Source organism: Streptomyces sp. CA-142005 (assembly GCF_050942335.1).
Classification (GTDB): Bacteria; Actinomycetota; Actinomycetes; order Streptomycetales; family Streptomycetaceae; genus Streptomyces.
The window spans coordinates 1,561,476-1,586,914 of the sequence record NZ_CP192078.1; the positions used below are offsets into that span (position 1 = coordinate 1,561,476).

Sequence of the window (25,439 nt, forward strand, 5' to 3'; positions counted from 1 at the left end):
CCCGAAAGGGGCGCGGGGCTGTATCGATGTGCGGCTACCGCCGCGTGGGCGCGATCGACCTCGGACGGCCTGCGGACCGCGGCGGCCCGCAGTCCCCTTCTGGAATCGGCGAATCCCTACGCACAGGCCGGAAGCTCGACAGCGTCCAGCGCACGCACCGCACGGACACGGCCCACCGGCTCCCCGCCGCCCAGCAGCGGCTCCCCCGCGAACGCGGTCAGCGACTCGGGATCCACGCCCGCGCGAACGAGCGCCGCCGCCGCGACCGGAATCCGCGCCCGGTTCGCCCCGTCCGCGATCTTCACGGCGATGGCACGGCCGTCGGGAAGGGCAGCGACCTGCACGCCCTCGAAGCCGTCCTTCGCGAGCAACCCCGGCACGGCCCGCATCAGCGCCGCCACGTCACGCCCCGCACCGGAGGCCATCTCGGCGTGCGCGCGCATGGCGTCGGCTACCCGCGCCTCGGGCGTGCCGGGGGCGGCCGTGGTGATCCGGGACAGGGCGCGGGCGAGGCCGTGCAGGGAGATGGAGAACAGCGGCGCGCCGCAGCCGTCCACGGAGACCCGGGCGACCCGCTGTCCGGTCAGGTCCTCGACGACCTCCTGGATGGCCTGCTGCAGCGGGTGCCCGGGGTCGAGGTAGTCCTCCAGGGACCAGCCGTTGACCTTGGCGGTCCACAGCATGGCCGCGTGCTTGCCGGAGCAGTTCTGGGCGAGCCGGGAGGGTGTACGGCCCTCGCGCACCCAGGCGTCCCGGACGGCCGGGTCGAACGGCAGGTCGGGGACGTTGCGCAGATCGTCCTCGGTGAGCCCGGCGAGTTCGAGGATGCGCCGGGTGCCGGCGAGGTGGCGCTCCTCGCCGGAGTGGCTGGCGGCGGCCAGCGACAGCAGCGCGCCGTCGAGCGGCAGCCCGGCCCGCAGCATGGCCACGGCCTGGAGGGGCTTGACGGCCGAGCGCGGGTAGAAGGCGGCCTCGATGTCACCGAGCTGGAACTCCACCCGGCCGTCGGCGCCGAGGACGACGACGGAGCCGTAGTGGATGCCCTCGACGACTCCGCCGCGGACGAGGTGGGCGACCGGGGCGTGGAGGGGCTCGCGGACGACGGGTGCGTCCGCGGGGGAACTGCTGTACATCACTGCCTGCATCGTTGGGTCGGGGTCGGCCGGTACGCGGATCACGCGTCGGCGCCGGTGGACGTGCGGGATATCCGGCCGCGGATGCCGTACCAGCCCGCGACCAGGGTTGCGACGATCAGCGGCAGACAGAGCACGGTGGTGCGTCCGGCGCCGCCGTCGGCGTACATGAGGACCAGGACGGAGGCGAGGAACGCCAGCGTCACGACTTCGGTCCAGGGAGAGCCCGGCAGCCGGTACGACGGCCGGATCAGTTCGCCCTTCCGGGTCTTCTGCCAGAAGAGCAGGTGACACAGCATGATCATGCCCCAGGTCGCGAGGATGCCGATCGCCGCGAAGTTGAGGACGATCTCGAACGCGTCGGCGGGGACGACGTAGTTGAGGCCCACGCCGAGGACACAGATACCGCTGGTGAGCAGGATTCCGCCGTACGGTACCTGGCTGCGGCTCATCCGCGCGGTGAACTTCGGGGCCGACCCGCTCATGGCCATGGAGCGCAGGATGCGGCCGGTGGAGTACAGGCCGGAGTTCAGCGAGGACATGGCGGCGGTGAGCACGACCAGGTTCATCACGTCGCCGGCCGCGGGGATGCCGATGTGCGACAGGACGGTCACGAAGGGGCTCTCGCCGGCGCTGTAGGCGTTCCAGGGCATCAGCATGGAGAGCAGGACGACGGAGCCGACGTAGAACAGGCCCACGCGCCACATGATCGAGTTGATCGCCTTCGGCATGATCTTCTCGGGGCTCTCGGTCTCACCGGCGGCCACGCCGACCAGCTCGACGGAGGCGTAGGCGAAGACGACACCCTGGATGATCAGCAGCATAGGCAGCAGGCCGGTGGGGAAGATGCCGCCGTTGTCCGTGATCAGGGACGGACCGGGGTGGTGGCCGGCGACCGGGTGCTGGGTGACCAGCAGGAAGATGCCGATGCACATGAAGACGACGAGTGCGCCGACCTTGACGATCGCGAACCAGAACTCCAGTTCGCCGAAGATCTTCACCGAGATCAGGTTCACGGTGAGGACCACGGCCAGGGCTATGAGCGCGATCACCCACTGCGGGATGTCGGAGAACATGCCCCAGTAGTGGGTGTAGGTGGCGACCGCGGTGATGTCGGCGATGCCGGTGGTCGCCCAGTTCAGGAAGTACATCCAGCCCGCGGTGTAGGCGCCCTTCTCGCCCAGGAACTCCCGGGCGTACGACACGAAGGCGCCGGAGGACGGGCGGTACAGGACGAGTTCGCCGAGGGCGCGTACGACCATGAAGGCGAAGACGCCGCAGACGGCGTACGCGATGAACAGGGAGGGTCCGGCGTCGGCGAGCCTGCCGCCCGCGCCGAGGAACAGGCCGGTGCCGATGGCTCCGCCGATGGCGATCATGTTGACGTGCCGGTGCTTGAGGCCTTTGCTGTAGCCGGCGTCTCCGGCGTCGACATGGCCGGACGAGGGGCGCGTCTCGTCTTTGAGGTACTGCTCGCTCACGCCTCGGGTCCGCCTTCCGTGGGGAGATCGTCCGTCCGCTGGGGGCGCACGATGTCGGTGAGGGTCGTCTCGACGCGGTCCAGGTGGTGGCTCATGGCCTCCACCGCGTCGTGTTCGGAACCGTCGATCAGCGCCTCGACGATGGCCCGGTGCTCGCGGTTGGACTGCTCGCGTCGGCCGCCCAGCTCGTTGAGGAAGGCCGACTGGCGCGCCAGCGCGTCGCGGATCTCCTCGATGACCCGGCGGAAGACCGGGTTCTGGGCGGCCTCGGCGATCGCGAGGTGGAAGAGGGTGTCCATCGCGACCCAGGCCGTGGTGTCCGTCTCCCGCTCCATGCGGTCGAGCAGATGGGCCAGGTGGTCCAGGTTCTCCGGGGTGCGCCGCGCGGCCGCGTAGCCGGCGACGGGGATCTCGATGTGCCGGCGCACTTCCAGCAGGTCGCTGGCCGCGTAGTCGCCGAACGTGGGGTCCTCCACGGCGTTCGCGACGACGAAGGTGCCCTTGCCGGTCCGGGAGACCGTGAGGCCCATCGTCTGCAGCGCGCGCAGCGCCTCGCGCAGCACGGGCCGGGACACCTCGAGGGTGCGGCACAGTTCGGCCTCGGAGGGGAGCTTGTCGCCTACGGCGTACTCGCCGCGCTCGATGGCGCCGCGGAGGTGGGCGAGGACCGCTTCCATGGCGCTCACACGCCGGGGACCCAGACCACCTGTCTGGCTGTCTGACAGGTTCACGGGAGTGATCCTGCGGGTTGCGTGCCGGGACTGTCAAGGCGTTCCGTAAGGAAACATTCACGGGGTGCGGCGCCTGAATGCAGGCATCCGCACCCCGTGGGTGATCAGGAGGGTTCGGTCAGGCGTTGAGCACGCCCGCGCCGAGCAGGCCGAGCAGGCCCACGCCGATGACGATCCGGTAGATCACGAAGGCGTTGAAGGAGTGCTTGGCGACGAACTTCAGCAGCCAGGCGATGGAGGCGTAGGCGACCACGAACGACACGATCGTGCCGACGGCCAGCGGCGCCGCGCCCACACCCGCGCCGAGGGCGTCCTTGAGCTCGTAGACACCGGCGCCGGTCAGGGCCGGGATGCCGAGGAAGAAGGACAGCCGGGTGGCGGCGACGCGGTCGAGGTCCAGGATGAGCGCCGTCGACATGGTGGCGCCGGAGCGGGAGAAGCCGGGGAAGAGCAGGGCGAGGATCTGGGAGCAGCCGACCCACATCGCGTCCTTGAACGAGGTGTCGTCCTCACCGCGCTTGTGCCGGCCCATCTGGTCCGCGGCCCACATCACACCCGAGCCGACGATCAGCGAGCCCGCGACCACCCAGAGCGAGGCCAGCGGGCCGTCGATCAGGTCCTTGGCGGCCAGACCCACCAGCACGATCGGGATGGTGGCGGCGATCACCCACCAGGCGAACTTGTAGTCGTGGTGGTAGCGCTCCTCGCGGTTGGTCAGACCGCGGAACCAGGCGGAGACGATCCGCTTGATGTCCTTGAAGAAGTACACGAGCACGGCGGCGATGGCGCCGACCTGGATGACGGCGGAGAAACCGACGACGGACTTGTCGTCGACGGGGATGCTCATGAGCCCCTCGGCGATCTTCAGATGACCGGTGGAGGACACCGGGAGGAACTCGGTCACCCCCTCGACTACTCCGAGGACGACGGCCTGACCGACGGAGATGGCGCTCATGGGATCCAGTTCTGAGGAGAGTTGGTCGACATTGCTGTAGACAGTACTTGCTGCGCCCGGCGCTCTGGCAAGCGCCTAGGCCCACAGGGCGCCGGCGATCGAGACGCCCGCGAACGCGGCGGCGAGCCCCGCCACCACGCTCGCCGCGACGTTGGCGGCAGCGTAGAGGCCGGAGCCGGCCTCGGTCAGCCGCAGGGTCTCGTAGGAGAAGGTCGAGTACGTCGTCAGCGCTCCGCAGAACCCCGTGCCCACCAGCAGCTGCAGATGGGGCCCGGCCGCCCCGGCGGACAAGGCGCCCGTGAGCAGCCCGAGGACCAGCGAGCCCGTGACGTTCACCACGAAGGTCCCCCAGGGGAACACCGAGTCGTGGCGGGCCTGCACGGCACGGTCGGTGAGGTAGCGCAGCGGTGCGCCCACCACGGCTCCCGCGATGACGAGCAGCCAGTTCACAACGACTTCTTACCCTTCGGATCCGTGCCCTGGGTGCTGCCGGCGCGCCCCACGTACCGGACGACCTCGCACTCCTCCAGGGTCACGAGCCCCTCGTCGACGAGTTCGTCGAGCTGCGGCAGGAACGCCCGTACCCGCTCCTCGGTGTCCACGACGACGACCGCCACGGGCAGATCCTCGCTCAGGGACAGCAGGCGGGAGGTGTGAACGCGGGAGGAGGCGCCGAAGCCCTCGATGCCCCGGAAGACGCTCGCCCCGGCGAGTCCGGCCGCGTGTGCGCGGTGCACGATCTCGGAGTAGAGGGGCTTGTGGTGCCAGGTGTCGTCCTCGCCGATGTAGACGGTCAGCCTGAAGGCCCGGCCGGTGAGTGACGTCATCGCTTCCTCCCGATCAGCACCCGGCGGGCGGCGACGGAGGCGAGCCACACCGCGGCGAGGGCCGCGCACAGCGTCGCGGCGAGATAGGCGAGCCCGACGCCCGGGCGGCCGGCGTCGACCAGCTTGCGGATGTCGACGGCGTAGGTGGAGAAGGTGGTGAAGCCGCCGAGCACGCCGGTGCCGAAGAAGGGGCGCACGAGACGGTGGGCGGCCCAGACGTCGGTGATGAGCACCATGAAGACACCGATCACCGCGCAGCCGACGACGTTGGTCAGGAACGTCGCCCAGGGGAAGCCGCCCGGTGGCGTGGGCCAGGCGAGGGCGAGGCCGTAGCGGGCGCACGCGCCGAGGGCGCCGCCGAGGGCGACCACCGCGACGACGGGCGTCTGGGCACGCCACTCGGACCGCCGCCGTGGGGTGGGGCGGGCGCGGAGGCTCTGGGCTTCCGGGGCTGTCATGCGGTTGCGTCTCCTGTTCGGCCTGCCCCGACGGGTGATCACGGCCGGGCACCAGCGTACCGCCGTGTCAGCGGGCCGCGGTCCGCGCGCAGACCGCGACGCCTTGCTCACACAGGCTGCCGAGGACGAGGTGGTCCCCGCTCACGCAGACGCTGGTGACCATGCGGAAGCCGGAGCGGCGGCGGGTGAGGTGCCGGACGGTTCGTCCGCTGTCGTCGAGCGCCATCACCCCGATCGTCCCGCTCGGGCGGTACGGGGCGTGCACGGCGGCCCGGGCGGCGGCGGCGCGCACGGCGGGCGGTGTGCGGTGCAGCAGCTCCAGCGGCGGGACCCGGGGACTGGCGAGCGCGACCCAGAGCGGGCCGTCGGGGCCCTCGCGCCAGAGGTTGTCCGGCATGCCGGGCAGTGTGGCGAAGAGATCGGCGTGGCCGGCGCGCGGACCGGTGAGGTGGTAGCGGGCGAGGCGGCAGGCGCCGGTCTCGGCGATCACCAGGAAGGAGCCGTCGGCGCCGGCCGCCAGGCCGTTGGCGAACTGCAGCCCGTCCAGGAGGACTTCGGGCTCTCCACCCGCGGGCGGAAGGCGCAGCAGCCGTCCGGTGCCGGTGTGTTCGGCGATGTCGCCGATCCACTGCTCCAGTGGGTAGCGGCGGCTGGAGACGGTGAAGTACACGCTGCCGTCCGGCAGGGCGACGACATTGCTGCAGAAGCGGAGCCGCTCCCCCGCCGCCGAGTCCGCGAGAACGCGGACCGTGCCGGCCGCGTCGTCCGCGGGGTCGACGCGCAGCAGTCCACGTTCCGCGTCGCACACCAACAGACCGCCGTCCGGGAGCGGTTCGAGCCCGAGAGGACGGCCGCCGGTGTCCGCCAGCACCTCCACACGTGACGTGCGCGGGTCGCCGAGGCCGTGGACGCGCAGGATCCGGCCGTCCTCCACTCCGGTCAGCACGCGCCCGTCCGCGTCGGCCACCACGTCCTCGGGGCCACGGGCGCCCAGCGAGAGGTAGTGGAGCGGGACGAGTTCTGTGGGTCGGTCCATGCGCGTGCCCTTCGCGGTCGGTCGGCCCGTTCCGACTCTTTCGTCCCCTCACCACCCCTTCTCGAAAACCCGGGCCACCTCCGCGATGCGGATCTCGTCGCGCCGGTAGCACGTGCCCCGGCAGCTGCGGCGGGTGCGCAGCAGGCCGAGGCGGGTGAGGAAGTCCAGGTGGGCGACGGCGGTCCGGCGGGGAACGCCCAGCTTGGCGGCCACGGCACGCGCGGTGACTCCCCTCTCGGCGAGGTCGCGGCGACGGGGCGCCGGGAAGTGGGCCGTGGGATCCTTGAGCCAATCCAGAATCGTGTGCCGCATCCGGCCCGAGGGAGTTCCCATCATTCGTCCGCCTCCGTCCCGACCTGCTCGTTACGCAGTGTTCCCACTGTCGCGCGGCCGACTCCGCCGCGTCCCGGACTCGGCGGTCGTTGTCCGGTACCGAACGGCCGTACGGCCGAGGGCGGGGCATATGACCCCGGAAAATCGGCGAAGGCCCGGCCGCCCCTTGCGGCCGGGCCCGTCACCGGTGGTTCAGCGGTGGCTGAACCACGTCATGGAGGAGAGCGCCTTGTCGTCGTAGCCGAACAGGGCCTGGTTCTCCACGTCGTTCATCCACTTGGTCTGGCCGGCCACGGTCGCCGGGTAGCCGGAGACCAGCTCGCCTGTGGTGTCGATCTGGTTCTCCAGGGCGTCGTCCTGGGGCAGGGTGAACGGGTAGGCCGTCTCGGCGACGAACACCGGCTTGCCGTAGCGGGAGGCCGCGTCGTCCAGGGTGGTCCGGAAGTCGGAGAGCGGGCCGCAATTCGGGGGGCCGGCGCAAACCACCGACGATCCACGACGTGGCGCGCGAGGCGGGTGTCTCGCGCGGCACCGTCTCGCGTGTGCTCAACGGCGGGCACTACGTCAGCCCCGCCGCGGCCGAGGCGGTCAACGCCGCCATCCGCAACACCGGGTACGTCGTGAGCCGGCACGCCCGATCGTTGATCATCGGCCGCTCGGACTCGGTGGGCTTCCTGCTGACCGAGCCGCAGGAGCGGTTCTTCGAGGACCCCAACTTCAACGTCCTGCTGCGCGGTTGCACCCAGACGCTGGCCGCGCACGACATCCCGCTGCTGCTGATGCCGGCGGGCACCGAGGACGAACGGCGGCGCATCACGCGGTACATCACCGCCGGGCACGTCGACGGGGTGCTGCTGGTGTCCAGCCACTCGGGCGATCCGGTCGCGAAGGAGCTGCGGGAGGCGGGCGTGCCGCTCGTCGCCTGCGGCAAGCCGATAGGGCCGGGTGCGAAGGTGAGTTACGTCGCCGCGGACGACCGGGACGGGGCCCGGGACATGGTCCGGCATCTGCTGTCGCTGGGCCGGCGCCGGATCGGCGTGGTCACCGGTCCGCTGGACACCCCCGGTGGTGTGGAGCGGCTCTCCAGGTACAAGGAAGAGCTGGCCGAGGCGGGCATCGGGGTCGACGAGAGCCTGATCGTCTCCGGCGACTACAGCCGGGCGAGCCGTGAGGCGGGCGCGGAGCGGCTGCTGGCGCAGGCCCCGGACATGGACGCGGTGTTCGTCGCCTCCGACCTGATGGCGCAGGGCGTGCTGGCGGCGCTGCGCCGGGCCGGGAAGGGCGTGCCGGATGACATCGCTGTCGGCGGCTTCGACGACTCCCCGGCGGCTACGGCCGCGACCCCTCAGCTCACCACGATCCGGCAGCCGTGGGACCGGATCGGCAACGAGATGGTGCGGGTGCTGCGCGCGCAGACCGGCGGGGAGGACGCGGCGGCGGTGATCCTTCCTGCGGAGTTGGTGCGGCGCGAGTCGCCTTGAGCGGAATCGCACGCTGGGGTGCCGCGCCGCGCCGTCCGGCGTCGGCCGCGCCCCTGGGGCGCGTCATCGCGTCCCAGGTCTGACCAGCCCCGTCTCATAGGCGAGGACCACGGCCTGGGCGCGGTCGCGCAGGCCCAGCTTGGCGAAGATGCGGGCCACGTGCGATTTGACCGTGGCCTCGCTCAGGGTCAGCTCGGCGGCCAGTTCCGTGTTGGACAGGCCGCGCCCCAGCAGGGTGAGGACCTCCCGCTCGCGGGGTGTGAGCACGGCGAGGTCGGCGGGTACGGCCTCCGGAGTGCGCTCCGTCCCGGCCGCGTACCGCTCCACCAGGCGCCGGGTGATCTGCGGGGCGAGGAGGGCGTCGCCGGTGCCGACGAGCCGTACGGCCGCCGCCAGGTGCTCCGGGGTGACGTCCTTGAGCAGGAAGCCGCTGGCCCCGAGGGAGAGGGCCTCGTACACATACCGGTCCAGGTCGAACGTGGTCAGCATGAGCACCCGGCAGCCGGGAGTCCGCTCCAGGATGCGGCGGGTGGCCTCCAGGCCGTCCATGGCCGGCATGCGGATGTCCATGAGGACCACGTCCGGGCGCAGTTCACATGCCGCGGACACCGCCTCGGCGCCGTCGGCGGCCTCGCCGACCACCTCGATGCCCCGGGCGGTGAGGATCAGCCGGAAGCCGGTCCGGATCAGCGTCTGGTCGTCGGCGATCAGCACACGGGGCGAACGCTCGGGCGCTTTTGCCGTCACGGGCGGTCCAGGGGGATGCGGGCGCGGACGCGATAGCCGCCGCCGAGTCTGCGCCGGGCGTCCAGGTCACCGCCGTAGACGGCGACCCGCTCGCGCAGGCCGATCAGTCCGCGCCCGGTGCCGTCGGCCCGTGGTCTCGGGGCGGCCGGGGCGGCGCCGGTCAGCACGCTGGGGCCGGTGTTGAGGACCTCGACGCGCAGGGCGTGGTCGGCGTACCGCACGGTCACCTTCGCCTCGCCGCCGTCGCCGTGTCGGAGCGCATTGGTCAGAGCCTCCTGGACGATCCGGTACGCGGTCACGTCGATGCCCTGGGGCAGCGGGCGCGGTTCGCCGGAGATGCGGACCTCGACCGGCAGCCCGGCGAAGGATATCCGGTCCACGAGCGGACCGAGCCGGTCCAGGCCGGGCTGCGGGGCGAGCGGGGTGCTCACCGCGCCCGCGCCCGGTCCGGGGGCGGTGTCGCCGTCGGTGCCGTCCTGTGCGGGGGCCAGCAATCCCAGCAGGTGTCTGAGGTCGGTCATCGCGCCCCGGCCGGCGTCCTCGACGGCCCTGAGCGCCGTCGCCGCCTCGTCCGGCATCGTGCCCAGTACCTCGCGGGCGGCGCTCGCCTGGACGACCATGAGGCTGACGTTGTGACTGACGATGTCGTGCAACTCGCGGGCGATCCTGTCGCGTTCGGCCATGATCGCGGCCTCCGCGGCGCTCTCCCGCTCGCGCTCCAGCAGCCAGCCGCGCTCCCCGACCGCCGCCTGCCAGCGGTGCCGGATGCGCACCAGCGCCACCGCCAGCCCGAGAACGGCCGCGCACGCCACCGCGAGCGCCGCCGTCAGCACGTCGTACTCCCCCATGCCGTGCATGGTCGCAGACGGCACTGACATCCGCATCGACCTGGGGATTCAGCTCCCTGCATCCGGAGGATGAGTCCGGTGGCACAGTGCCATCCGGGGAGGGATGCCGGGGCCGTCGTCCCGCGTCTAGCGTCCTGCCCATGGTTACCCAGGTGGGAACGGGAGACACCGTCGTACGACTCGACGGTCTGCGCAAGGAGTACGGCGAGACGGTCGCGCTCGACGGCGTGTCGCTGGAGATCCGGGCCGGGGAGGCGGTCGCGGTCATGGGCCCCTCGGGGTGCGGCAAGTCCACGTTGCTCAACATGATCGCCGGTCTTGACCGGCCGACGGCCGGCCGTGTCGTCGTCCACGGCGAAAGCGTCGGGGAGTTGAGCGAGAAGGGGCTGGCGCTGTACCGGCGGCGCCGGATCGGCATGGTCTTCCAGTTCTTCAACCTCATCGACGATCTGTCGGCCCTGGACAACGTGGCGCTGGCCGCCCAGCTGACCGGAACACCGGCCCGGCAGGCCCGGCGGCGGGCGCTGGAGCTGTTCGAGGAGCTGGGCATCACGGACCGCCGCAACGCGTACCCGGCGGTGCTCAGCGGTGGTGAGCGGCAACGGGTCGCCGTGGCACGGGCGTTGATGAACCGGCCCGCGCTGCTGCTGGCCGACGAGCCGACCGGCGCGCTGGACAGCCGGGCCGGGGAGCAGGTGATGGACCTGCTGATCGACCTGAACCAGATCGGCCAGACCCTGATCATCGTCACGCACGACGAGCGGCTCGCGCAGCGCTGTGCGAGCCGGCTGGTGCAGCTGGCCGACGGCCGGGTGACGGGTGAGCACACCCTGGAGCCGTCGGTATGAGGGCGGTGTGGAAAGCCGCGCGGGCGGCGGTGCGCAGGCGGAGAATTCAGACGCTGGTGATCTGGCTGGTCACGCTGGTGTCGACGGGGTCGATCGTGGTCGCGCTGGGGTTGGTGGACGCGGCGTCGGCGCCGTTCGACCATGTCTTCGGCGCGCAGCACGGTCCGCATGTGGTCGCCGAGTTCGATCCGGCCAAGGTGTCGCACGCACAGCTGGCACGAACCGCGGGGCAGCCTGGGGTGGAGGCGGTGGCCGGTCCGTTCCCGCAGGCGACGGTGGACGTGCCGCGCGGCATGGAGGATCTGGGACTCGGCGGCGAGGTCACGGTCGTCGGCCGTTCCGGACCCGGCGGCGCGGTGGACCGGGTGGACCTGTGGGCCGGCCGGTGGCCGGCCCGGCCGGGCGAGATGGTCCTCAACCGCCAGTCCGACTGGACCGGTGACGACATCGGCAAGACGTTCCACCTGCCAGACGGGCCAACCCTGACCATCGTCGGATTCGCCTTCGATCTGAGCGACACGACGGACGTGTGGGTCGCCCCGGACCAGATCGCGGCCCTGCACCCGACCACCACGCAGATGTTGTACCGGTTCCGGGACGCGTCCTCGCAGAGCGCGCTGGCCGCCGGGCTGGCCCGGGTGACCGAGGGGCTGCCCAAGGGCTCGCTGAGCGGATCGCAGAACTACCTGACGCTCAAGCAACGGATCGGCAGCAACGCACGCGCGTACGCCCCGTACCTCATGGCCTTCGGCATCCTCGGCATCCTGGTGGCGGTGCTGATCGTCGCCAACGTGGTCGGCGGCGCGGTGGTGTCGGGCTTCCGGCACATCGGCATCCTCAAGGCCCTCGGGTTCACTCCGGGGCAGGTGCTGGGCGTCTATCTCGTGATGGTCTGCGTACCGGCCGTGCTGGGCTGCGCACTCGGCACGCTCGTCGGCAACCTGCTGGCCGGGCCGTTCTTCCGGTTCGTGTTCACGGGACCGGACTCAGGGGTGCTGCACGACCGGATCGGCATCGCGCCCTGGGTGAACGGGCTGGCCCTGTTCGGCATGCCGCTGGTCTGTGTGCTGGCCGCGCTCGGGCCGTCCGTGCGGGCCCAGCGGCTGTCGGCGGCGCGGGCGATCAGCGCGGGCAGCGCACCTCGTGCCGGGAGGGCGCTCGGCATCCAGCGACGGCTCGCGGGGCTGCGGTTGCCGCGGTCGATGAGCCTCGGCGCGGGGCTGCCGTTCGCCCGGCCCGCGCGCAGCGCGCTCACGCTGGCCGCGGTGGTCCTGGGGGTGACCACGGTGACGTTCGCGACGGGGCTGGCGACGACGATGACCCGCTTCGGAGACGGCGGCGAGGGTGCGTACGACGTCACGGTGTACGCAAGCAGCTACGTCCACGGCAAACAGGTACTGCCGGCCCACGGCGACCGCGAACTCCAGTCGCTGCTGGGCTCGTTGCCGGGCGCGGCACGGGTGACGGCCCGGGGGGACGAGGACGCGCGGCTCGAGGGTTCCACCCAGAGGATCATCTTCGAGGGCAGGCGGGGGCCGGACCTGCCCCTGGACGACGTGCTCGTCCGGGGGCACTGGATGCACCGTCCGGGAGAGGTCGTGGTCGGCTCGGCCTTCCTGCGCCGCAACGGGGTGCACATCGGTGACCACCTCCGGCTGCGCAAGAGCGGCCGCGAGGAGGAGGTCACCGTGGTCGGCGAGCTGATGCAGGACAACGACCGGGTGATCGCCGGTACCTGGCCGACGTTCACCGCGCTGGTCCCGGACGGAAAGGCGTTCGCCTATCACGTCAAACTGCGCAAGGACGCGGACGGGACGGCGTACGCGCGGGCCGCCCGAGCCGTCGACAAGGGCCTCAGTACCCAGCTGACCGGCCCGAGCAGCGGCGCCGAGACCATCATCGACTCGGCGACCGCCCTCACCCTGCTGCTGGCCCTGGTCGCCTCCCTCGGCGTGTTCAACACGGCCGTGCTCAACACCCACGACCGTCGTCGCGACCTCGGCATGCTCAAGTCGATCGGCATGACCCCGCGCCAGGTGACGGTGATGACGGTGACGTCGATGGCCCTGCTCGGCGTGATCGGGTCGGTGCTGGGTGTCCCGCTGGGCATCGCCGCCTACGAGGTGGTCGTCCCGCGGATGGCCGCGGGGATCGACATCACCCTGCCGTCGTACATGACGGACGTCTGGCACGCGCCGAGGCTGGCCGAAGTGGCCCTGGCGGGTCTGGTGATCGCCGTGCTGGGCGCCCTCGTCCCCGCCCGGCGTGCCGCCCGGCTCACCGTGGCGGAGGTGCTGCACAACGAGTGATCCACCGGGGAGCCCGCAACCGGTCAGGATCGAAGAAGCCGCGGCGGGCTCCCCCGCTCTAGCGTGAGGTGCACCGGCGGAAAACCCGTCGGGCCACGCACCTCAGAAGGAGAGTCCCATGACCGCCGGCGTGCAGACGATCATCTACCCCGTCAAGGACAAGGACCGCGCCAAGGCCCTGTTCACCGCTCTGCTGGGTGTCGAGCCGTACGCGGACCAGCCCTACTACGTCGGCTTCAAGGCCGAGGGGCAGGACGTCGGCCTCGACCCGAACGGACATGCCCAGGGCCTGACCGGGCCGGTGCCGTACTGGCACGTCACCGATCTCCGGGAGCGCCTCGCGGCCCTGCTGGCGGCGGGCGCCGAGGTGGTCCAGGACGTGCGCGACGTCGGCAACGGCAGGCTGATCGCGTCGGTGAAGGACCCCGACGGCAACCTGATCGGCCTCCTCCAGGACCCGGCCGCCTGAGCACCACGACCTCCGCTTGCACCCGCACTAGTTGCACACTCAACGATTGGCCGGATCGGTGCTACGGTGCGGGTATGGCAGTCAAGACGGCCGACGCGCGGCTCGAGGAACGGTGGCGGGACATACTCGCCGTGCACGCGCGCACGATGTGCGAGATCGACCGGGCCCTGCACCCGCACGGGCTGGGCGCCAGCGACTTCGAGGTGCTGGACATCCTGGCGGCCGAGTCGCCCGCGCAGGGCGACCAGTGCCGGGTGCAGAACCTGGTCGGCCGGGTTCATCTCAGCCAGAGCGCGCTGTCCCGGCTGATCGGCCGGCTGGAGAAGGACGGGCTGGTGGAGCGCTCGGTGTGCGCGGAGGACCGGCGCGGGGTGTGGGTGGCCCTCACCCCCAAGGGCCGCGCGCTGCACGCCGAGGTGCTGCCCCTGCAGCGCGAGGTGCTGGAGCGGATGCTGACCGGGCAGGAGCGCTGGAGCACCGGACGGGATCACTAGAGCACCAGCTCGGCCCCGTCGGCCAGGACCTCGACGCCCTCCTCGGCCACACGCGCGCGTGCCGGTGAGGCGGGGTCGAGCAGCGGGTTCGTGTTGTTGAGGTGGGTGTAGATCCGGCGGGCGCCGGGATGCCGGGCCAGGGCGGCGAGGGTGCCGTCCGGGCCGGTGACCGGCAGGTGCCCCATGGCGGCCTGCCCGGCCCCGGACCGAACGGTCGTGCCCATCTCGTCGGCCGCGTAGAAGGTGCCGTCCAGCAGCACGCAGTCGGCCTCGGCGCACAGCTCGTCCAGCTCCGGGCTCCAGCCGCCCACACAGGGCGCGTACACCAGCACTCCCCCACTGGCCAGGTCCTCGACGCGGTACGCCGTCACCCACGGGCCGGCCGGGCCCGGCGCCTGTGCCGGCACGTACTTCGGGATCTTCGCGCCCAGCGGATGGGCCGTGACCACCAGCCCGCCGGCCAGCACGAACCCGCCGTCGGCCAGGCTGTCAGCCCACTCCCAGGGCGCGTAGCGGTCCAGGGCGGCCCGGGCGGGCGCCAGCACGGAGCGGACCGGCGAGGTGGCGTACACCTTCAGGCCCGCGGCCCCGCGCAGTTCGGCGAGGCCGGTGACGTGGTCGGCCTCGGCGTCGGTGAGCACAACGCCGCGCAGCGGGGTGTCCCGGGGGCCGGGGCCTGGCCACAGCGCCGGTGTGGCGGCGAGCTGGGTGCGCAGATCGGGGGAGGCGTTCAGCAGCCACCAGTCGCGGCCGTTGCCGGTGACGGCGGCGCACTCCTGGGTGCGGGAGGGCAGCTTGCCGTCCCTGGCCGCCGTACACGGTGAGCACGCGCAGTTCCACTGCGGGAAACCGCCACCGGCGGCGGTGCCCAGCAGGACGACCCTCACGACCATCCGCTCCTTCACACGCGTCCGGACCTGTCCTCGCTGGATCTTCCCGCCTCGGGCGGGGACTATCCGGCGGCGGGGGGCAGTTCCGGCCGTCCTTCGCCCGGTCTGCGGTCCGCCGGGCGCTCGGGCGGGATCGACGCACCGGGGAAGTCACGGGGACCGGTCCAGAGCGCGGGGACGGCGTCGCAGCGCCGGCACAGTTCGTAGGCGATCGCCTCGTAGTTGACTCGCCAGCCCCGGAAGTGCCGCCAGGCCTCCTTCGGCGGGCGCTGGGCCCGGAACCCGGCCGACTCCAGCATGGCCACGGCCGCGTCGAACTCGGCGAAGGTGAGCCGGATGGTCGCGTCCGGCGACGGGTCGGCGTCGAAGGGGAGGCGCAGCGCGCGGGCGATGTCGCGCAGGGCGGTGAAGCCGGCCCGCAGCACCAGCCGCGCCTCCGGCGGGGCGAGCCGCGGGTCCAGGGCCAGCTGCATCGCGGCCGCGTCCATCACCGCGACGAGACCGACCAGCCAGCTGCGGTGCGGGCGGGGGGAGCGGAAGGTCAGCAGGATGGGGTACGTCGAGTGGCTCTCGCCCATGTCCGAGGCGAGGCGTTCCCAGGCGCGATACAGCGTCGGCAGCTCGGTCTCGGTGTCGACCAGCCACTGCCGGGCGAGGATCTCCGGCCCCCAGGCGGGCTCGCCGGCCCGTGCCTGGAGCAGGGTGACCTCCAGTTCGCGGCGGTTGTAGGCGGCGTACAGGGTGGGCAGGTAGGCGATCTGCAGCGCGATCAGGACCGGCCCGGTGGCCGCGGCGACGAAGTCGAGGACCGACAGCTTCAGCCGGGCGCCGCTGGCGAAGCCGAGGGTGAACAGGCTGGACCCCGCCTCCCGGAACGCGGCGGTCCAGGACAGCGGGGACAACGAGTACAGCAGGAGGCCGAAGCCGAGCAGCGCACCGGCGAGCCAGGTGGTGAGCATGCCGATGAGCATCAGCGGGGCCAGCCAGGTCTGGGCGCGGTCGATGGATGCGTAGTCCTTGCGGACGGCTGTCAGCCGGAGGATCCGGCGCAGGACCCACCAGAGGCGGAAGACCAGCGCGGAGTAGAGGCCTCGGGGGACCACGAGGGTGCGCAGGATGCTGGTCAGGACCAGCACCAGGACCAGTGCCCCGGCCGCGCCGGCGATGTATTCCATGGGCCTATTTTTGTCGCCCACGCGGTGGGGTGATCGCTTTCGTGCGCGGGTGCGGGTCGCTCGTGGTCTCTCGCCCCGTCCTCCGTGCCCCTTCGGGGCGCCTGGTCAGCGGGCCAGCAGCGTACGCACCCCCTGTGAGGTGAGGGTCAGGGCGTGGGTGGAGCTGCCGTCTATGGCCAGCGAGAGATCCTCGTCGGGCCACTGCGAGGCCAGGGCGCCGAGCGGGATGAGGCGGTAGCGGGAGACGAAGGGCAGCAGCCCGGCCATCTCGCCCTCCGTGGTGAAGACGGGGACGACCGGATCGCCTCCGGGCTGTTCCAGGACGGGCAGGGCCACGGTCGTGGCGTCGGCGCCCTCCCCGTCGACCGCGTCGTCCGGCACGGGGACGAGCACGTCACTGTGGGCGAGGACGTCCAGCGCGGCCTGGTCCTCGGCGTTCACGGTCAGCGCGTCCAGCGCCTGCTGGGCCGGCGTCGGCAGGTCGTTGTGTGCGGGTGTCTCCATGGCAGGTCCCCAGGTAGCGACGGTCGTACAGGCCACACCAGGGGCGAAACCGCGCCCCCGGGCGTGCTTCGCCTCGCGTACCCGGTGGACCGCGGGACATGCGTGAGGATCGGCGGGAGATCCGATGGCGGTCGGGCCCGGTGGTGGCCGGGATGGTGAAGGCCGGCCGGGGAGAATGGCCGTCATCCGCGCGGGACCGCCCGGACAGGCCCTGGCTTGACCGTATGCCGATGCAGCCATGGTTCCGCGACGCCAAACTGGGGATCTTCGTCCACTGGGGCGTCTACGCGGTGGACGGGGTCCCGGAGTCCTGGTCGTTCTACACCGGACAGGTGTCCCACGAGCAGTACATGAAGCAGCTCGACGGCTTCACCGCGTCCCGCTACGACCCGCGTGCCCGGGCGGACCTGTTCGCCCGTGCCGGTGCCCGGTACGCCGTGCTCACGGCGCGTCATCACGACGGTGTGGCCCTGTGGGACAGCGCCCACGGCGATCTGAACGTGGTGCGCCGTACGCCGGCGGGGCGCGATCTGATCGCCGGGTACGCCGACGCGCTGCGCGAGCGCGGCCTGCGGGTGGGCCTCTACTACTCCCACTCGGACTGGAACCACCCCGACTACGCGACCACCCGGCGCCCGGCCCCGGACGAGGATCCCCCCGAACCCCCTGGCGCATGCCCGGCCCGGCGAGGAGGATCCGGCGGCCTGGGCGCGGTTCCTCGCCTACCGGGACGGTCAGGTCGGGGAGCTGGTGGACCGGTTCCACCCGGATCTGCTGTGGTTCGACGGCGAGTGGGAGCGGACGGAGCAGCAGTGGGGGCTGGACGCCCTGGCCGCGCGGATCCTGGCCGGCCATCCGGAGACGGTCCTCAACGCGCGCATGCTGAGCCACGGCGACTACGCCACCCCGGAGCAGGGCGTGCCGCTCCAAGCGCCCGACGACCCCAGGGAGTTGTGCCTGACCGTCAACGACTCCTGGGGATTCCAGCACCGCGACCACAACCACAAGTCGGTGCGCCAGCTGGTGCGTTACTTCACGGAGACGATCGGCGCGGGCGGCAACCTGCTGCTCGACGTGGGCCCGCGCGAGGACGGCACGATCACCGCGGAGCAGGCGGAGCGCCTGACGGGGCTCGGGGCGTGGATCGGCCGGCACGCCGAGGCCGTGTACGGCACGGTGGCCGGCCTGCCGCCGGGACATCACTACGGCCCGAGCACCCTGTCGGCCGACCGGCGGACGCTGTACCTCTCCTGCTTCGACCCCCCGCGCGAGACCGTCTCCGTACGCGGCCTGCGCAACCGGGTGCGCCGGGTGAGCGTGCTCGGGACGGGCGCCGAGCTGGGCCACCGGGTCACCGGCGGGCTGCACGAGGTACCGGGGGTGACCTGGCTGGACGCTCCGGCGGCGGGGGACGCGAACGAGTACGCCACCGTGCTCGACGGGGAGCTGGACCTCTACCGGGGGACGGGGCGCTCCTGACGGGGCAACGCGTCGGCGTCAGCCGAACGTGAGGGTCAGCTCGAAGTGCTCGGGGTCGAGCAGGCCGACGACATGCTCGACGAAGGTGCCGTCGGCCGCCCGGCTGGTCCGCCGCGTCTCCAGGAACCAGTCCCCCGGAGCGCGGCGCAGCAGCTCCGCCTCCCGGGCGTCGACCGGCCGCCCGGAGACCCGCTGTTCACCGTGGTCGGGCCTGAGCCCCGCGCGCCGCAGCAGCTCGCCGACCGACTCCTGGCCGAGGCCGCGGGCGGGCAGCTCGCGGATCATCGGCACCGGCGGCAGGAAACGGCGTTCGTACGACACCACGGTCCCGTCCGCGACCAGTTCACCGGCCCGCTCCACGCACACGAACTCATCTTCCTCCAGGCCGAGTTCGGTGGCGAGGGCGCCCTCGTGCGCCTCGCGTACGGCGAGGGTCCGCACGGCGGTGCCCGCGCCCCGCACCACCCGGGCGCGGGCCCAGCCGAACCGGTCGTCCGGCGGGCGGCCGTCGAAGAGGACGTACGAGCCCTTTCCGGTGCGGGTGGTGATCAGGCCCTCCTCGGACAGTTCGGCGAGGGCCGCGCGGATGGTGGTACGGCTGACGCCGAACCGCTCGGCGAGGGTGTGTTCGCCGGGCAGCCGCTCGCCGGCTCGGCGGCTGCCGGCGCGGATCTCCCGGGCGAGGATCCGGCTGATCCGCTGGTGCTTGAGCGGGACGCCGGTCACGGCCCGGCCTCGGCGAGCAGCTCGTCGACGGTGGTGACCCGGACCAGCGGCCGGTACAGCTCCATGATCTGCAGGGCCTTGAGGTGGGAGTCGTCGTCCGCGCCCGCGCAGGCGTCCGCGACCACCAGCACCTCGGTGCCGGCGTCGGCGGCGGCCAGGGCGGTGGAGAGCACGCAGCACTCGGTGCTGACACCGGCCAGGACCAGGCGGTCCTCCGGGCCGACGCGGGCGGCGAGCTCCGGGGTCCACTTGCCGAAGGTGGTGGCGTCCACGACCTGGCCGGCGGGGTCGGCGAACTCATCGGAGAGGTACCAGAGTTCGGCGTCCGGGGGCTGCAGGGCGAAGGGCCACGCCTCGTAGTAGGCGCGCCAGGCCCCGGCCGGTGTCGCGGGGGCCAGGAAGCGGGTGAAGGTGACGCGGTCGGCGAAGGCCGGCAGCAGGCTGCGTACGCCCGCCACCGCGTCGGCGTACCGGGGGGTGGCCCATGGGCTCGCCGGGTCGGCGAAGACGCGCTGCATGTCGATGACGGCGAGGTGTCCGGCGGTCATGGCTGGAGCACCCCCTCGTCGGTCACCGGGCTCGGCGCCTGCGCCTCCTGGGCACGGACCCGTCCCCGGCCCGTCAGCAGGGTGCAGAGGAAGGCCAGCGCCAGCGCCACCAGGACGCCGAGGTTGGCGTACGCCCAGGCACCGGTCTTGCCCCCGAGGCCGAACGGACCGAGGAGATACCCCTGCCAGGTCAGCCAGCTCGCCGCGGTGTTGGTGACCAGGCCCCAGCCGACGGCCGTGGCGGCGAGGGTGAGGAGCAGGGGCGGCAGGGGCATGTCGCCGTAGCGGCCGTGCGGGCGGTAGAGGTCGCCGTCGTCGTAGTCGCGGCGGCGCAGGGCGAGGTCGGCGAGGACGATGCCGCACCAGGCGGCGATGGGGACGCCGAGCGTGGTGAGGAAGCCCATGAACTGGCCGAGGAAGTCACCTGCGAAGAACACGATGTAGACCGCGCCGGCGATCATCAGGACGCCGTCGAGCAGGGCGGCCAGATAGCGGGGCACCCGCAGGCCGGCCGAGAGCAGGGCGAGGCCCGAGGAGTAGATGTCGAGGACGGCGCCGCCGACCAGACCGAGGACGGCGACCACGGCGAACGGCACGAGGAACCAGGTCGGCAGGATCGTGGTGAGCGCGCCGATCGGGTCGGCCGCGATCGCCTTGCTGAGCGCTTGCGAGGAACCGGCCAGCAGCAGGCCGAAGACCAGCAGGAGCAGCGGGGCCGCCGAGGCACCGAACGTGGTCCAGCCGATCACCCCGCGGCCGGACGAACTCCGGGGCAGATAGCGGGAGTAGTCGGCGGCGGCGTTCACCCAGCCCAGGCCGAAGCCGGTCATCATGAACACCAGCGCCCCGATGAACTCCTGCGCGGAACCCGGCGGGACGGCGCTCACCGTGCTCCAGTGGATGTGGTCGGCGACGAGGCCGACGTAGACGACGGTGAGGACGCCGGTGATCACGGTGATCGCCGTCTGCAGCCGCATGATCAGGTCGAAGCCCATGACTCCGCCGACGACGGTCAGCGCGGCCACGAGTACGAGGGCGGCCACCTTGGTCTCCGTGCCGCCGCCCCAGCCGAGGCGGCCGAAGACGGTCGCGGTGGCCATCGTGGCGAGCGCGGTGAGGACGGTCTCCCAGCCGACGGTGAGCATCCAGGAGATCACCGACGGCAGCCGGTTGCCGCGCACTCCGTACGCCGCCCGGCTGAGCACCATCGTGGGCGCCGATCCGCGCTTGCCGGCGACCGCGATGAACCCGCACAGCAGGAACGAGACGACGATGCCGAGCACGCCGGCGGCGAGGGCCTGCCAGAAGGAGATCCCGAAGCCCAGCGCGAAAGCGCCGTAGCTCAGACCGAGGACGGAGACATTCGCGCCGAACCAGGGCCAGAACAGCGTCCGCGGGGTTCCCTTGCGCTCGGCGTCCCCGATCACGTCGAGTCCGTGCGTCTCCACCTGCAACGGGCTGCCGGTGGATCTGCCGTCGGCTGTTCCCGTCGGGTCCTGCGGTTGCGTCATCCCCGAGCCCCCTGTCCACCTGTCTAGACGTGTCTACTCACGCTAGAGACCCCCCTCCGGGCCGTCAACGACGGCTGCCCGACGGCCCGGCGGTGCTCGCGGTTCAGCGGTCGAACTCCTCCTGGATGGGCGTCTTGGGCTCCTCCCGCAGGTGCTGGGAGAGGCCGGGCTTGCCGCCTTCCCGTGCCTGTTCCGCGCGCTGTGCCGCGGTGCGGCCGATGTCCGAGTCCGGATCGACCCGTACGGACCTCGCCACGTCGTCACGGCCCCTGTACTGCTCGGCGGGGATGCCGCGCAGGGCCTTGACGACCTCGTCCGACGCGCCCGCCTCACGCGCGGCCGTGACCAGGCGGTCCTTGTCGGCCGGGTACGACACGTCCTTCAGCGCCGCCAGCACCTCGGGGACGCTGGTGTGTGCCGTGCTCATGACGCCTCCCTCACTCCTCGTCGCCTTCCTCGGCGTTCTCGTCCGCGGTGTCCTCGCCCTCTGCCTGGGACGGAGTCGTACGCGGCGGCTGCTCGGCCTCCGCGATGCCCGGCTCCCGCTCGCCCTCGGCCTGCGAAGGGGTGCTCTCACTCATCGGGCCTCCCACACGCGTCCGTGCCGGTTTTCGAAGACCCCGAGTACCCGTCCGTCCCGCCTCCCATGACCGGGGAGCCCCCTCACCTCGCATGGACAGGCGGAATCCGTGAATCCGCGGCACGGGGATGGGTACCTGACCGGTCCCGGCGCAGTATGCGGCGCCGGCGTACGGACCCAGCACCGTCTCACCGCCTGGAGGAGCCATGGCGGGTATCAGGCCCCCAGATCTGCAGAAAGCCCTGTCCGGCGCCGAATACCCGGCCGACACGGAGCAGCTCAAGAAGGTCGCCAAGGACAACCATGCGCCCAAGGAGATCACCGACCGCATCGCCCACCTCGGGAAGAAGGAGTTCCAGAACCCGGCCGAGGTGAGCAAGGCGGTCTTCCAGAACGAGTGACGATCACGACCGTGCGTCGGCCGGGGCACACCGCCCCGGCCGACGCACGCTCCGCACTCGCGCCGGCGCTCAGTCCACGGCGCGGACGGCGGGCACGCCGAGGTCGACCGGGCCCCCGGCTTGCCCGGTCTTGCAGGAGTCGTGGCAGTCCTTCTCCAGACTGCAGCACAGCGAACAGACCGCGCCCTGGTGGAAGGGGCAGCCGGCCATGTCGGGCCGTTCGAAGTCGGTCGCGCACACCGAGCAGGTCAGCGTTGCCGCCGAGGGCAGCCCGTCGGGTCCCAGCAGCGGCTCGTCCAGGACGTCCGCGCGGGCGATGTAGTACCTGCCCCTGGTCAGCACGGCGAACAGCGGTGACAGCACCATGGCCAGGAGCAGCGCGATGAAGGGCGAGAACGCCTTGCCATAGGCACCGAAGGCGTCGAAGTACGCGGCGATGGACACCGCCGAGGCGATCAGCATGGAGCCGAATCCGACCGGGTTGAAGTGGTGGAGATGGGCCCGCTTGAACTCGATGTACGAGGGGCTCAGCTTCAGCGGCTTGTTGACGACCAGGTCGGCGACGACCGCGCCGATCCAGGCGATCGCCACGTTGGAGTAGAACCCGAGGACCGTGTTGAGGAAGCCGAAGACGCCGCCCTCCATCAGGGCGAGGGCGATGCCCACGTTGAGGAAGATGTAGACGACGCGACCGGGGTGACGGTGCGTCAGCCGGGAGAAGAAGTTGGACCAGGACAGCGAACCGGAGTACGCGTTCGTCGAGTTGATCTTTATCTGGGACAGGATGACGAAGAAGGTGGCCAGTCCCAGGGCGACGGGCGCGGCGAACGTCCCGAAACCGTGGACGTACTGCTGGATCGGCTCGTTGGCCTTGGTGAGTCCCACGCTCCCGGCGATGAAGAAGGCCAGGAAGGCGCCGCCGATCTGCTTCAGCGCGCCCAGCACCACCCATCCGGGTCCGGCGCCGAGGACCGCGGCCCACCACTGCCTGCCGTTGGCGGCCGTCCTGTCGGGCATGAAGCGCAGATAGTCGACCTGCTCCCCGATCTGCGCGATCAGCGACAGGGCGACGCCCGCGCCCGCCCCGACCCCGAGCATGCTGATGCCGGACCCGGTGGGCGAGTCACCCGCGAAGTGCGTGAACTCCGCGAACTTTCCCGGGTCCTGGATCGCGATGGACACGAACGGCGCGACCATCAGCACCAGCCAGACCGGCTGGGTCCACACCTGCATCTTCGACAGCGCGGTCATGCCGTAGACGACGAGCGGCAGGATGACCAGCGAGCAGATGACGTAGCCCACGGGAAGCGGTATGTGCAGGCCCAGTTCGAGGGCCTGTGCCATGATCGAGCCTTCGAGGGCGAAGAAGATGAAGGTGAAGCTCGCGTAGATCACCGAGGTCAGCGTCGAGCCCAGGTACCCGAATCCGGCGCCCCGGGTCAGCAGGTCCATGTCGATGGAGTACTTCGCCGAGTAGTACGAGATCGGGATGCCGGTGAGGAAGATGACCACCGCCGCGGTCAGGATCGCCACCATGGCACTGGAGAAGCCGTGGGAGACGGCGATCGAGCCGCCGATCGCGAAGTCCGCGAGATAGGCGATGCCGCCGAGGGCCGTGGTGGCCACGACGTACGGCGTCCAGCGGCGGAAGGACTTGGGCGCGTAACGCAGCGAGTAGTCCTCCAGCGTGTCGTTCCGGGCCCACCCGTTGTACGTCCGGCCGCCCGGGGAGGACGGCGGGGCTGGCGGCGCCTGCTTGTCGACGGTCTCCGTCACGGCTGCTCCCTCTTCCTGCGGTCCGCCCCGGTGGGGCCCGGGGCGTTGCAGGGAAGGTTCGCGCCGCGCCATTACCCCGCCGTTTCGCCTGCTTTACGACGGCGGACACGATGAGGGGGATCGCCGCTGGTCACCGGGGCGGGGCCGTCGGCGGGGGCGCGTTTCGCCGTTCTTCTCGGCTCGTTCGGGCTTCTTCTCGGCCCGTTCCGGAGGAACTGCCGCCGGGTATCGCGGAGTTGCGGGCTCGGGCAGGGTGCGCAGGAGCAGCCGGCTCAGGACCGGCATGAGGACGAGCGGGGCGAGGGCCGTCCGCAGGGACGTGGCGTCGGCAAGGCGGCCGATGAGCGGACGCACGAGACCGCCGACGCCGACGGCCGGTCCGAGGGCGATCCCGCCGGCGTACCGACGCGGGCTGCCGGGGACCGTGCGGCTGACACGCGCGCCCGGGCGTCCGCGAACACACCGGCGAGGCTCCGGCGGCCGCAGCGGCTGTCCTCACGCTCCGCGCAGGCCTGCCCAGGTGGCCGTGTCGGCGGCGTGGCGTGTGCGGCGCCGGAGCGGTACGCGGTGAGGATGGCGGGCGGGAACAGCCGGCTGGAGGTGGGTATGACGGTGAACCGTATCGGCCTGGTGGTGCACGGCGGCCGGGCCGAGGCCGTGGCCGCCGCGGGTGTGGTGCGCGAGTGGTGCGCGGAGCACGCCGTGGGATGCGCGGACATCGACGTGTGGCGGGAAGGAGCGCGGCACAGTGCCCGGGAGGAGGTCGACTCGGCGGGCGATCCCGACCTCATCGTGACCCTCGGCGGGGACGGCACCTTCCTGCGCGGCGCCCGGCTGGCGGCCGAGAACGACGCCCTGGTTCTCGGCGTCGACCTCGGCCGCGTCGGTTTCCTCACCGAGGTCCCCGTCTCGGCGGTGCGCTCGGCGCTGGACGCGGTCCGGTCCGAGCGGATCACCGTGGAGAGCCGGATGCTGCTGACCATGCGGGCGTCCTGCCGGCTGGAGGTGCCCGCGCAGATGGAGGCACTGCTGAAGTACGGCCGCGGGCCGATGCTGCCGCCGCCCCGGGTGCGCGGGGAGTGCGAGACCGGCAGTGAGTGGGGCGTCGCGCTGAACGTCACCGCGCTCAACGACGTCGTCGTGGAGAAGCTCGCCCGGGACCGGCAGGTGTCGGTCGCCGTCTATCTGGCCGGCCGGCTCCTGGCCAGCTACTCCGCCGACGCGCTGCTGGTGGCCACGCCCACGGGCTCCACCGCGTACAGCTTCGCCGCCGGCGGCCCGGTGGTCTCGCCGCGCGCGGAGGGCCTGGTCTTCACGCCGGTCGCCCCGCACATGGTGTTCAACCGCTCGGTCGTGGCCGCCCCCGACGAGCCCATCGCGCTGCGGATCCTCGACCGGTCGGGCGAGGCCGCCGTCAGCATCGACGGCCAGCTGCGCGGAGTACTCAGCCCCGGGGACTGGATCGGCGTGTACGCCGCACCACGCCGGCTGAAGGCGGTCCGGCTGGGCCCGATGGACTTCTACGGCCGGCTGCGCGAGCGGATGAACCTCACCGACGCGCCCGCCGCGCTCGCCGACGGCAAAGCCGCTCCCCTGTGGCCGGTGACCACACCCCGGCCCGGCGACCTGGCGCACCTCGCGCTGCCCCCGGCTCCCGAGGACGGGCGACGGCTGTCCTGAAATCCGGCACGGACACAGG

At 72.0% G+C, this 25,439-nt stretch carries 27 protein-coding genes and 2 pseudogenes; 8 read left to right on the plus strand and 21 right to left on the minus strand.

The annotated features are described in order from the left end of the window. Positions 1-116: 116 nt before the first annotated feature. The 10 genes and pseudogenes from ACQPXS_RS07610 to ACQPXS_RS07655 all read right to left on the minus strand — a co-directional run. The gene (locus tag ACQPXS_RS07610; RefSeq protein WP_433448202.1) at positions 117-1,133 is read right to left on the minus strand and encodes an asparaginase; all 1,017 of its coding nucleotides are present in this window, start codon (positions 1,131-1,133) and stop codon (positions 117-119) included. Between the two features lie 41 nt (positions 1,134-1,174). After that, on the minus strand, positions 1,175-2,614 hold the full coding sequence (locus ACQPXS_RS07615) for an amino acid permease (protein WP_433448204.1): 1,440 nt from the start codon (positions 2,612-2,614) through the stop codon (positions 1,175-1,177). Then, complete coding sequence (locus ACQPXS_RS07620) at positions 2,611-3,291, minus strand: FadR/GntR family transcriptional regulator (protein ID WP_351805107.1); 681 nt, start codon at positions 3,289-3,291, stop codon at positions 2,611-2,613. Before ACQPXS_RS07620 ends, ACQPXS_RS07615 begins: the two co-directional genes overlap by 4 nt. Positions 3,292-3,463: 172 nt before the next feature. Then, positions 3,464-4,300, minus strand: a complete 837-nt coding sequence (locus ACQPXS_RS07625; RefSeq protein WP_365326125.1) for an undecaprenyl-diphosphate phosphatase — start codon at positions 4,298-4,300, stop codon at positions 3,464-3,466. Between the two features lie 75 nt (positions 4,301-4,375). Then, positions 4,376-4,750 (minus strand): fluoride efflux transporter CrcB, encoded by a 375-nt coding sequence (gene crcB, locus ACQPXS_RS07630; protein ID WP_433448206.1) that lies wholly within the window; start codon positions 4,748-4,750, stop codon positions 4,376-4,378. Continuing rightward, on the minus strand, positions 4,747-5,127 hold the full coding sequence (locus ACQPXS_RS07635) for a DUF190 domain-containing protein (RefSeq protein WP_433448208.1): 381 nt from the start codon (positions 5,125-5,127) through the stop codon (positions 4,747-4,749). Before ACQPXS_RS07635 ends, crcB (ACQPXS_RS07630) begins: the two co-directional genes overlap by 4 nt. Then, the gene (crcB, locus tag ACQPXS_RS07640) at positions 5,124-5,585 is read right to left on the minus strand and encodes a fluoride efflux transporter CrcB (RefSeq protein ID WP_433448210.1); all 462 of its coding nucleotides are present in this window, start codon (positions 5,583-5,585) and stop codon (positions 5,124-5,126) included. The genes ACQPXS_RS07635 and crcB (ACQPXS_RS07640) overlap by 4 nt, the downstream gene beginning before the upstream one ends. A gap of 67 nt (positions 5,586-5,652) precedes the next feature. After that, positions 5,653-6,621, minus strand: a complete 969-nt coding sequence (locus tag ACQPXS_RS07645; protein WP_433448212.1) for an SMP-30/gluconolactonase/LRE family protein — start codon at positions 6,619-6,621, stop codon at positions 5,653-5,655. A 48-nt stretch (positions 6,622-6,669) separates the two neighbouring features. Then, positions 6,670-6,957 carry an ArsR family transcriptional regulator gene (locus tag ACQPXS_RS07650; protein ID WP_433448214.1) on the minus strand — a complete coding sequence of 96 codons (288 nt, stop codon included), beginning with the start codon at positions 6,955-6,957 and terminating at the stop codon, positions 6,670-6,672. A 189-nt stretch (positions 6,958-7,146) separates the two neighbouring features. Then, positions 7,147-7,413, minus strand: a pseudogene (locus ACQPXS_RS07655) (glycosyl hydrolase 53 family protein); the annotation flags it as partial. Positions 7,414-7,454: 41 nt separating this feature from the next. Between ACQPXS_RS07655 and ACQPXS_RS07660 the strand changes: the two are divergent. Continuing rightward, positions 7,455-8,435: a LacI family DNA-binding transcriptional regulator gene (locus tag ACQPXS_RS07660; protein ID WP_433448216.1), complete on the plus strand. Its 981-nt coding sequence runs from the start codon at positions 7,455-7,457 to the stop codon at positions 8,433-8,435. 63 nt (positions 8,436-8,498) lie between these two features. Here ACQPXS_RS07660 and ACQPXS_RS07665 read toward each other — a convergent pair whose 3' ends face one another. Both ACQPXS_RS07665 and ACQPXS_RS07670 read right to left on the minus strand, forming a co-directional pair. After that, on the minus strand, positions 8,499-9,182 hold the full coding sequence (locus ACQPXS_RS07665) for a response regulator (protein WP_433448218.1): 684 nt from the start codon (positions 9,180-9,182) through the stop codon (positions 8,499-8,501). Beyond that, positions 9,179-10,030, minus strand: coding sequence for a sensor histidine kinase (locus tag ACQPXS_RS07670; protein WP_433448220.1), 852 nt, complete (start codon positions 10,028-10,030; stop codon positions 9,179-9,181). Before ACQPXS_RS07670 ends, ACQPXS_RS07665 begins: the two co-directional genes overlap by 4 nt. A gap of 140 nt (positions 10,031-10,170) precedes the next feature. On the opposite strand from ACQPXS_RS07670, the gene ACQPXS_RS07675 reads away from it, so the two are divergent. From ACQPXS_RS07675 to ACQPXS_RS07690, 4 genes are all read left to right on the plus strand, one after another. Next, positions 10,171-10,878 carry an ABC transporter ATP-binding protein gene (locus ACQPXS_RS07675; RefSeq protein WP_433448222.1) on the plus strand — a complete coding sequence of 236 codons (708 nt, stop codon included), beginning with the start codon at positions 10,171-10,173 and terminating at the stop codon, positions 10,876-10,878. Then, entirely contained in the window at positions 10,875-13,187 is a 2,313-nt protein-coding gene (locus tag ACQPXS_RS07680) for an FtsX-like permease family protein (protein ID WP_433448224.1), read from the plus strand. The genes ACQPXS_RS07675 and ACQPXS_RS07680 overlap by 4 nt, the downstream gene beginning before the upstream one ends. Positions 13,188-13,305: 118 nt before the next feature. Next, positions 13,306-13,656, plus strand: a complete 351-nt coding sequence (locus tag ACQPXS_RS07685; RefSeq protein ID WP_433448226.1) for a VOC family protein — start codon at positions 13,306-13,308, stop codon at positions 13,654-13,656. A gap of 74 nt (positions 13,657-13,730) precedes the next feature. Beyond that, positions 13,731-14,150 (plus strand): MarR family winged helix-turn-helix transcriptional regulator, encoded by a 420-nt coding sequence (locus ACQPXS_RS07690; RefSeq protein WP_356308106.1) that lies wholly within the window; start codon positions 13,731-13,733, stop codon positions 14,148-14,150. Here the strand turns inward: ACQPXS_RS07690 and pqqB are convergent. The 3 genes from pqqB to ACQPXS_RS07705 form a co-directional block, all read right to left on the minus strand. Further along, complete coding sequence (gene pqqB / locus ACQPXS_RS07695) at positions 14,147-15,037, minus strand: pyrroloquinoline quinone biosynthesis protein PqqB (RefSeq protein WP_433448228.1); 891 nt, start codon at positions 15,035-15,037, stop codon at positions 14,147-14,149. The two genes, ACQPXS_RS07690 and pqqB, sit on opposite strands and share 4 nt — an antisense overlap. 65 nt (positions 15,038-15,102) lie before the next feature. Continuing rightward, positions 15,103-16,215, minus strand: a complete 1,113-nt coding sequence (locus tag ACQPXS_RS07700; protein ID WP_433448230.1) for a hypothetical protein — start codon at positions 16,213-16,215, stop codon at positions 15,103-15,105. A 105-nt stretch (positions 16,216-16,320) separates the two neighbouring features. After that, complete coding sequence (locus ACQPXS_RS07705) at positions 16,321-16,719, minus strand: SseB family protein (protein WP_351804949.1); 399 nt, start codon at positions 16,717-16,719, stop codon at positions 16,321-16,323. A 224-nt stretch (positions 16,720-16,943) separates the two neighbouring features. Between ACQPXS_RS07705 and ACQPXS_RS07710 the strand changes: the two are divergent. Beyond that, positions 16,944-18,198, plus strand: a pseudogene (locus ACQPXS_RS07710) (alpha-L-fucosidase). A gap of 18 nt (positions 18,199-18,216) precedes the next feature. On the opposite strand, the gene ACQPXS_RS07715 reads toward ACQPXS_RS07710, so the two are convergent. The 5 genes from ACQPXS_RS07715 to ACQPXS_RS07735 form a co-directional block, all read right to left on the minus strand. After that, entirely contained in the window at positions 18,217-18,924 is a 708-nt protein-coding gene (locus tag ACQPXS_RS07715) for a GntR family transcriptional regulator (protein ID WP_433448233.1), read from the minus strand. Further along, a complete protein-coding gene (locus ACQPXS_RS07720) occupies positions 18,921-19,472 on the minus strand; it encodes a cysteine hydrolase family protein (RefSeq protein WP_433448235.1) in 552 nt (183 codons plus the stop codon). The genes ACQPXS_RS07715 and ACQPXS_RS07720 overlap by 4 nt, the downstream gene beginning before the upstream one ends. Beyond that, positions 19,469-20,983 (minus strand): purine-cytosine permease family protein, encoded by a 1,515-nt coding sequence (locus ACQPXS_RS07725; RefSeq protein ID WP_433448237.1) that lies wholly within the window; start codon positions 20,981-20,983, stop codon positions 19,469-19,471. The genes ACQPXS_RS07720 and ACQPXS_RS07725 overlap by 4 nt, the downstream gene beginning before the upstream one ends. A 103-nt stretch (positions 20,984-21,086) precedes the next feature. Beyond that, complete coding sequence (locus ACQPXS_RS07730; protein WP_351804941.1) at positions 21,087-21,410, minus strand: DUF2795 domain-containing protein; 324 nt, start codon at positions 21,408-21,410, stop codon at positions 21,087-21,089. Between the two features lie 10 nt (positions 21,411-21,420). Further along, positions 21,421-21,564, minus strand: a complete 144-nt coding sequence (locus ACQPXS_RS07735; RefSeq protein WP_433448239.1) for a hypothetical protein — start codon at positions 21,562-21,564, stop codon at positions 21,421-21,423. 205 nt (positions 21,565-21,769) lie between these two features. Here ACQPXS_RS07735 and ACQPXS_RS07740 point away from each other — a divergent pair, with 205 nt between their 5' ends. Next, positions 21,770-21,964: a DUF2795 domain-containing protein gene (locus ACQPXS_RS07740; protein ID WP_433448241.1), complete on the plus strand. Its 195-nt coding sequence runs from the start codon at positions 21,770-21,772 to the stop codon at positions 21,962-21,964. Positions 21,965-22,033: 69 nt separating this feature from the next. Here the strand turns inward: ACQPXS_RS07740 and ACQPXS_RS07745 are convergent, their stop codons facing one another. Next, complete coding sequence (locus ACQPXS_RS07745) at positions 22,034-23,740, minus strand: purine-cytosine permease family protein (protein WP_433448243.1); 1,707 nt, start codon at positions 23,738-23,740, stop codon at positions 22,034-22,036. Between the two features lie 606 nt (positions 23,741-24,346). On the opposite strand from ACQPXS_RS07745, the gene ACQPXS_RS07750 reads away from it, so the two are divergent. After that, positions 24,347-25,420, plus strand: a complete 1,074-nt coding sequence (locus ACQPXS_RS07750) for an NAD(+)/NADH kinase (RefSeq protein ID WP_433448245.1) — start codon at positions 24,347-24,349, stop codon at positions 25,418-25,420. Positions 25,421-25,439 lie beyond the last annotated feature (19 nt).

Coding starts and splice junctions, on each gene's coding strand:
- crcB (WP_433448210.1), bottom strand. CDS start 5,585: ATGACAGCCCCGGAAGCCCAGAGCCTCCGCGCCCGCCCCACCCCACGG.
- ACQPXS_RS07750 (WP_433448245.1), top strand. CDS start 24,347: ATGACGGTGAACCGTATCGGCCTGGTGGTGCACGGCGGCCGGGCCGAG.
- ACQPXS_RS07625 (WP_365326125.1), bottom strand. CDS start 4,300: ATGAGCGCCATCTCCGTCGGTCAGGCCGTCGTCCTCGGAGTAGTCGAG.
- ACQPXS_RS07735 (WP_433448239.1), bottom strand. CDS start 21,564: ATGAGTGAGAGCACCCCTTCGCAGGCCGAGGGCGAGCGGGAGCCGGGC.
- ACQPXS_RS07705 (WP_351804949.1), bottom strand. CDS start 16,719: ATGGAGACACCCGCACACAACGACCTGCCGACGCCGGCCCAGCAGGCG.
- ACQPXS_RS07730 (WP_351804941.1), bottom strand. CDS start 21,410: ATGAGCACGGCACACACCAGCGTCCCCGAGGTGCTGGCGGCGCTGAAG.
- ACQPXS_RS07740 (WP_433448241.1), top strand. CDS start 21,770: ATGGCGGGTATCAGGCCCCCAGATCTGCAGAAAGCCCTGTCCGGCGCC.
- ACQPXS_RS07620 (WP_351805107.1), bottom strand. CDS start 3,291: ATGGAAGCGGTCCTCGCCCACCTCCGCGGCGCCATCGAGCGCGGCGAG.
- ACQPXS_RS07725 (WP_433448237.1), bottom strand. CDS start 20,983: ATGACGCAACCGCAGGACCCGACGGGAACAGCCGACGGCAGATCCACC.
- ACQPXS_RS07700 (WP_433448230.1), bottom strand. CDS start 16,215: ATGGAATACATCGCCGGCGCGGCCGGGGCACTGGTCCTGGTGCTGGTC.
- ACQPXS_RS07690 (WP_356308106.1), top strand. CDS start 13,731: ATGGCAGTCAAGACGGCCGACGCGCGGCTCGAGGAACGGTGGCGGGAC.
- ACQPXS_RS07610 (WP_433448202.1), bottom strand. CDS start 1,133: ATGTACAGCAGTTCCCCCGCGGACGCACCCGTCGTCCGCGAGCCCCTC.
- ACQPXS_RS07635 (WP_433448208.1), bottom strand. CDS start 5,127: ATGACGTCACTCACCGGCCGGGCCTTCAGGCTGACCGTCTACATCGGC.
- ACQPXS_RS07685 (WP_433448226.1), top strand. CDS start 13,306: ATGACCGCCGGCGTGCAGACGATCATCTACCCCGTCAAGGACAAGGAC.
- ACQPXS_RS07680 (WP_433448224.1), top strand. CDS start 10,875: ATGAGGGCGGTGTGGAAAGCCGCGCGGGCGGCGGTGCGCAGGCGGAGA.
- ACQPXS_RS07675 (WP_433448222.1), top strand. CDS start 10,171: ATGGTTACCCAGGTGGGAACGGGAGACACCGTCGTACGACTCGACGGT.
- ACQPXS_RS07650 (WP_433448214.1), bottom strand. CDS start 6,957: ATGATGGGAACTCCCTCGGGCCGGATGCGGCACACGATTCTGGATTGG.
- ACQPXS_RS07720 (WP_433448235.1), bottom strand. CDS start 19,472: ATGACCGCCGGACACCTCGCCGTCATCGACATGCAGCGCGTCTTCGCC.
- ACQPXS_RS07670 (WP_433448220.1), bottom strand. CDS start 10,030: ATGGGGGAGTACGACGTGCTGACGGCGGCGCTCGCGGTGGCGTGCGCG.
- ACQPXS_RS07645 (WP_433448212.1), bottom strand. CDS start 6,621: ATGGACCGACCCACAGAACTCGTCCCGCTCCACTACCTCTCGCTGGGC.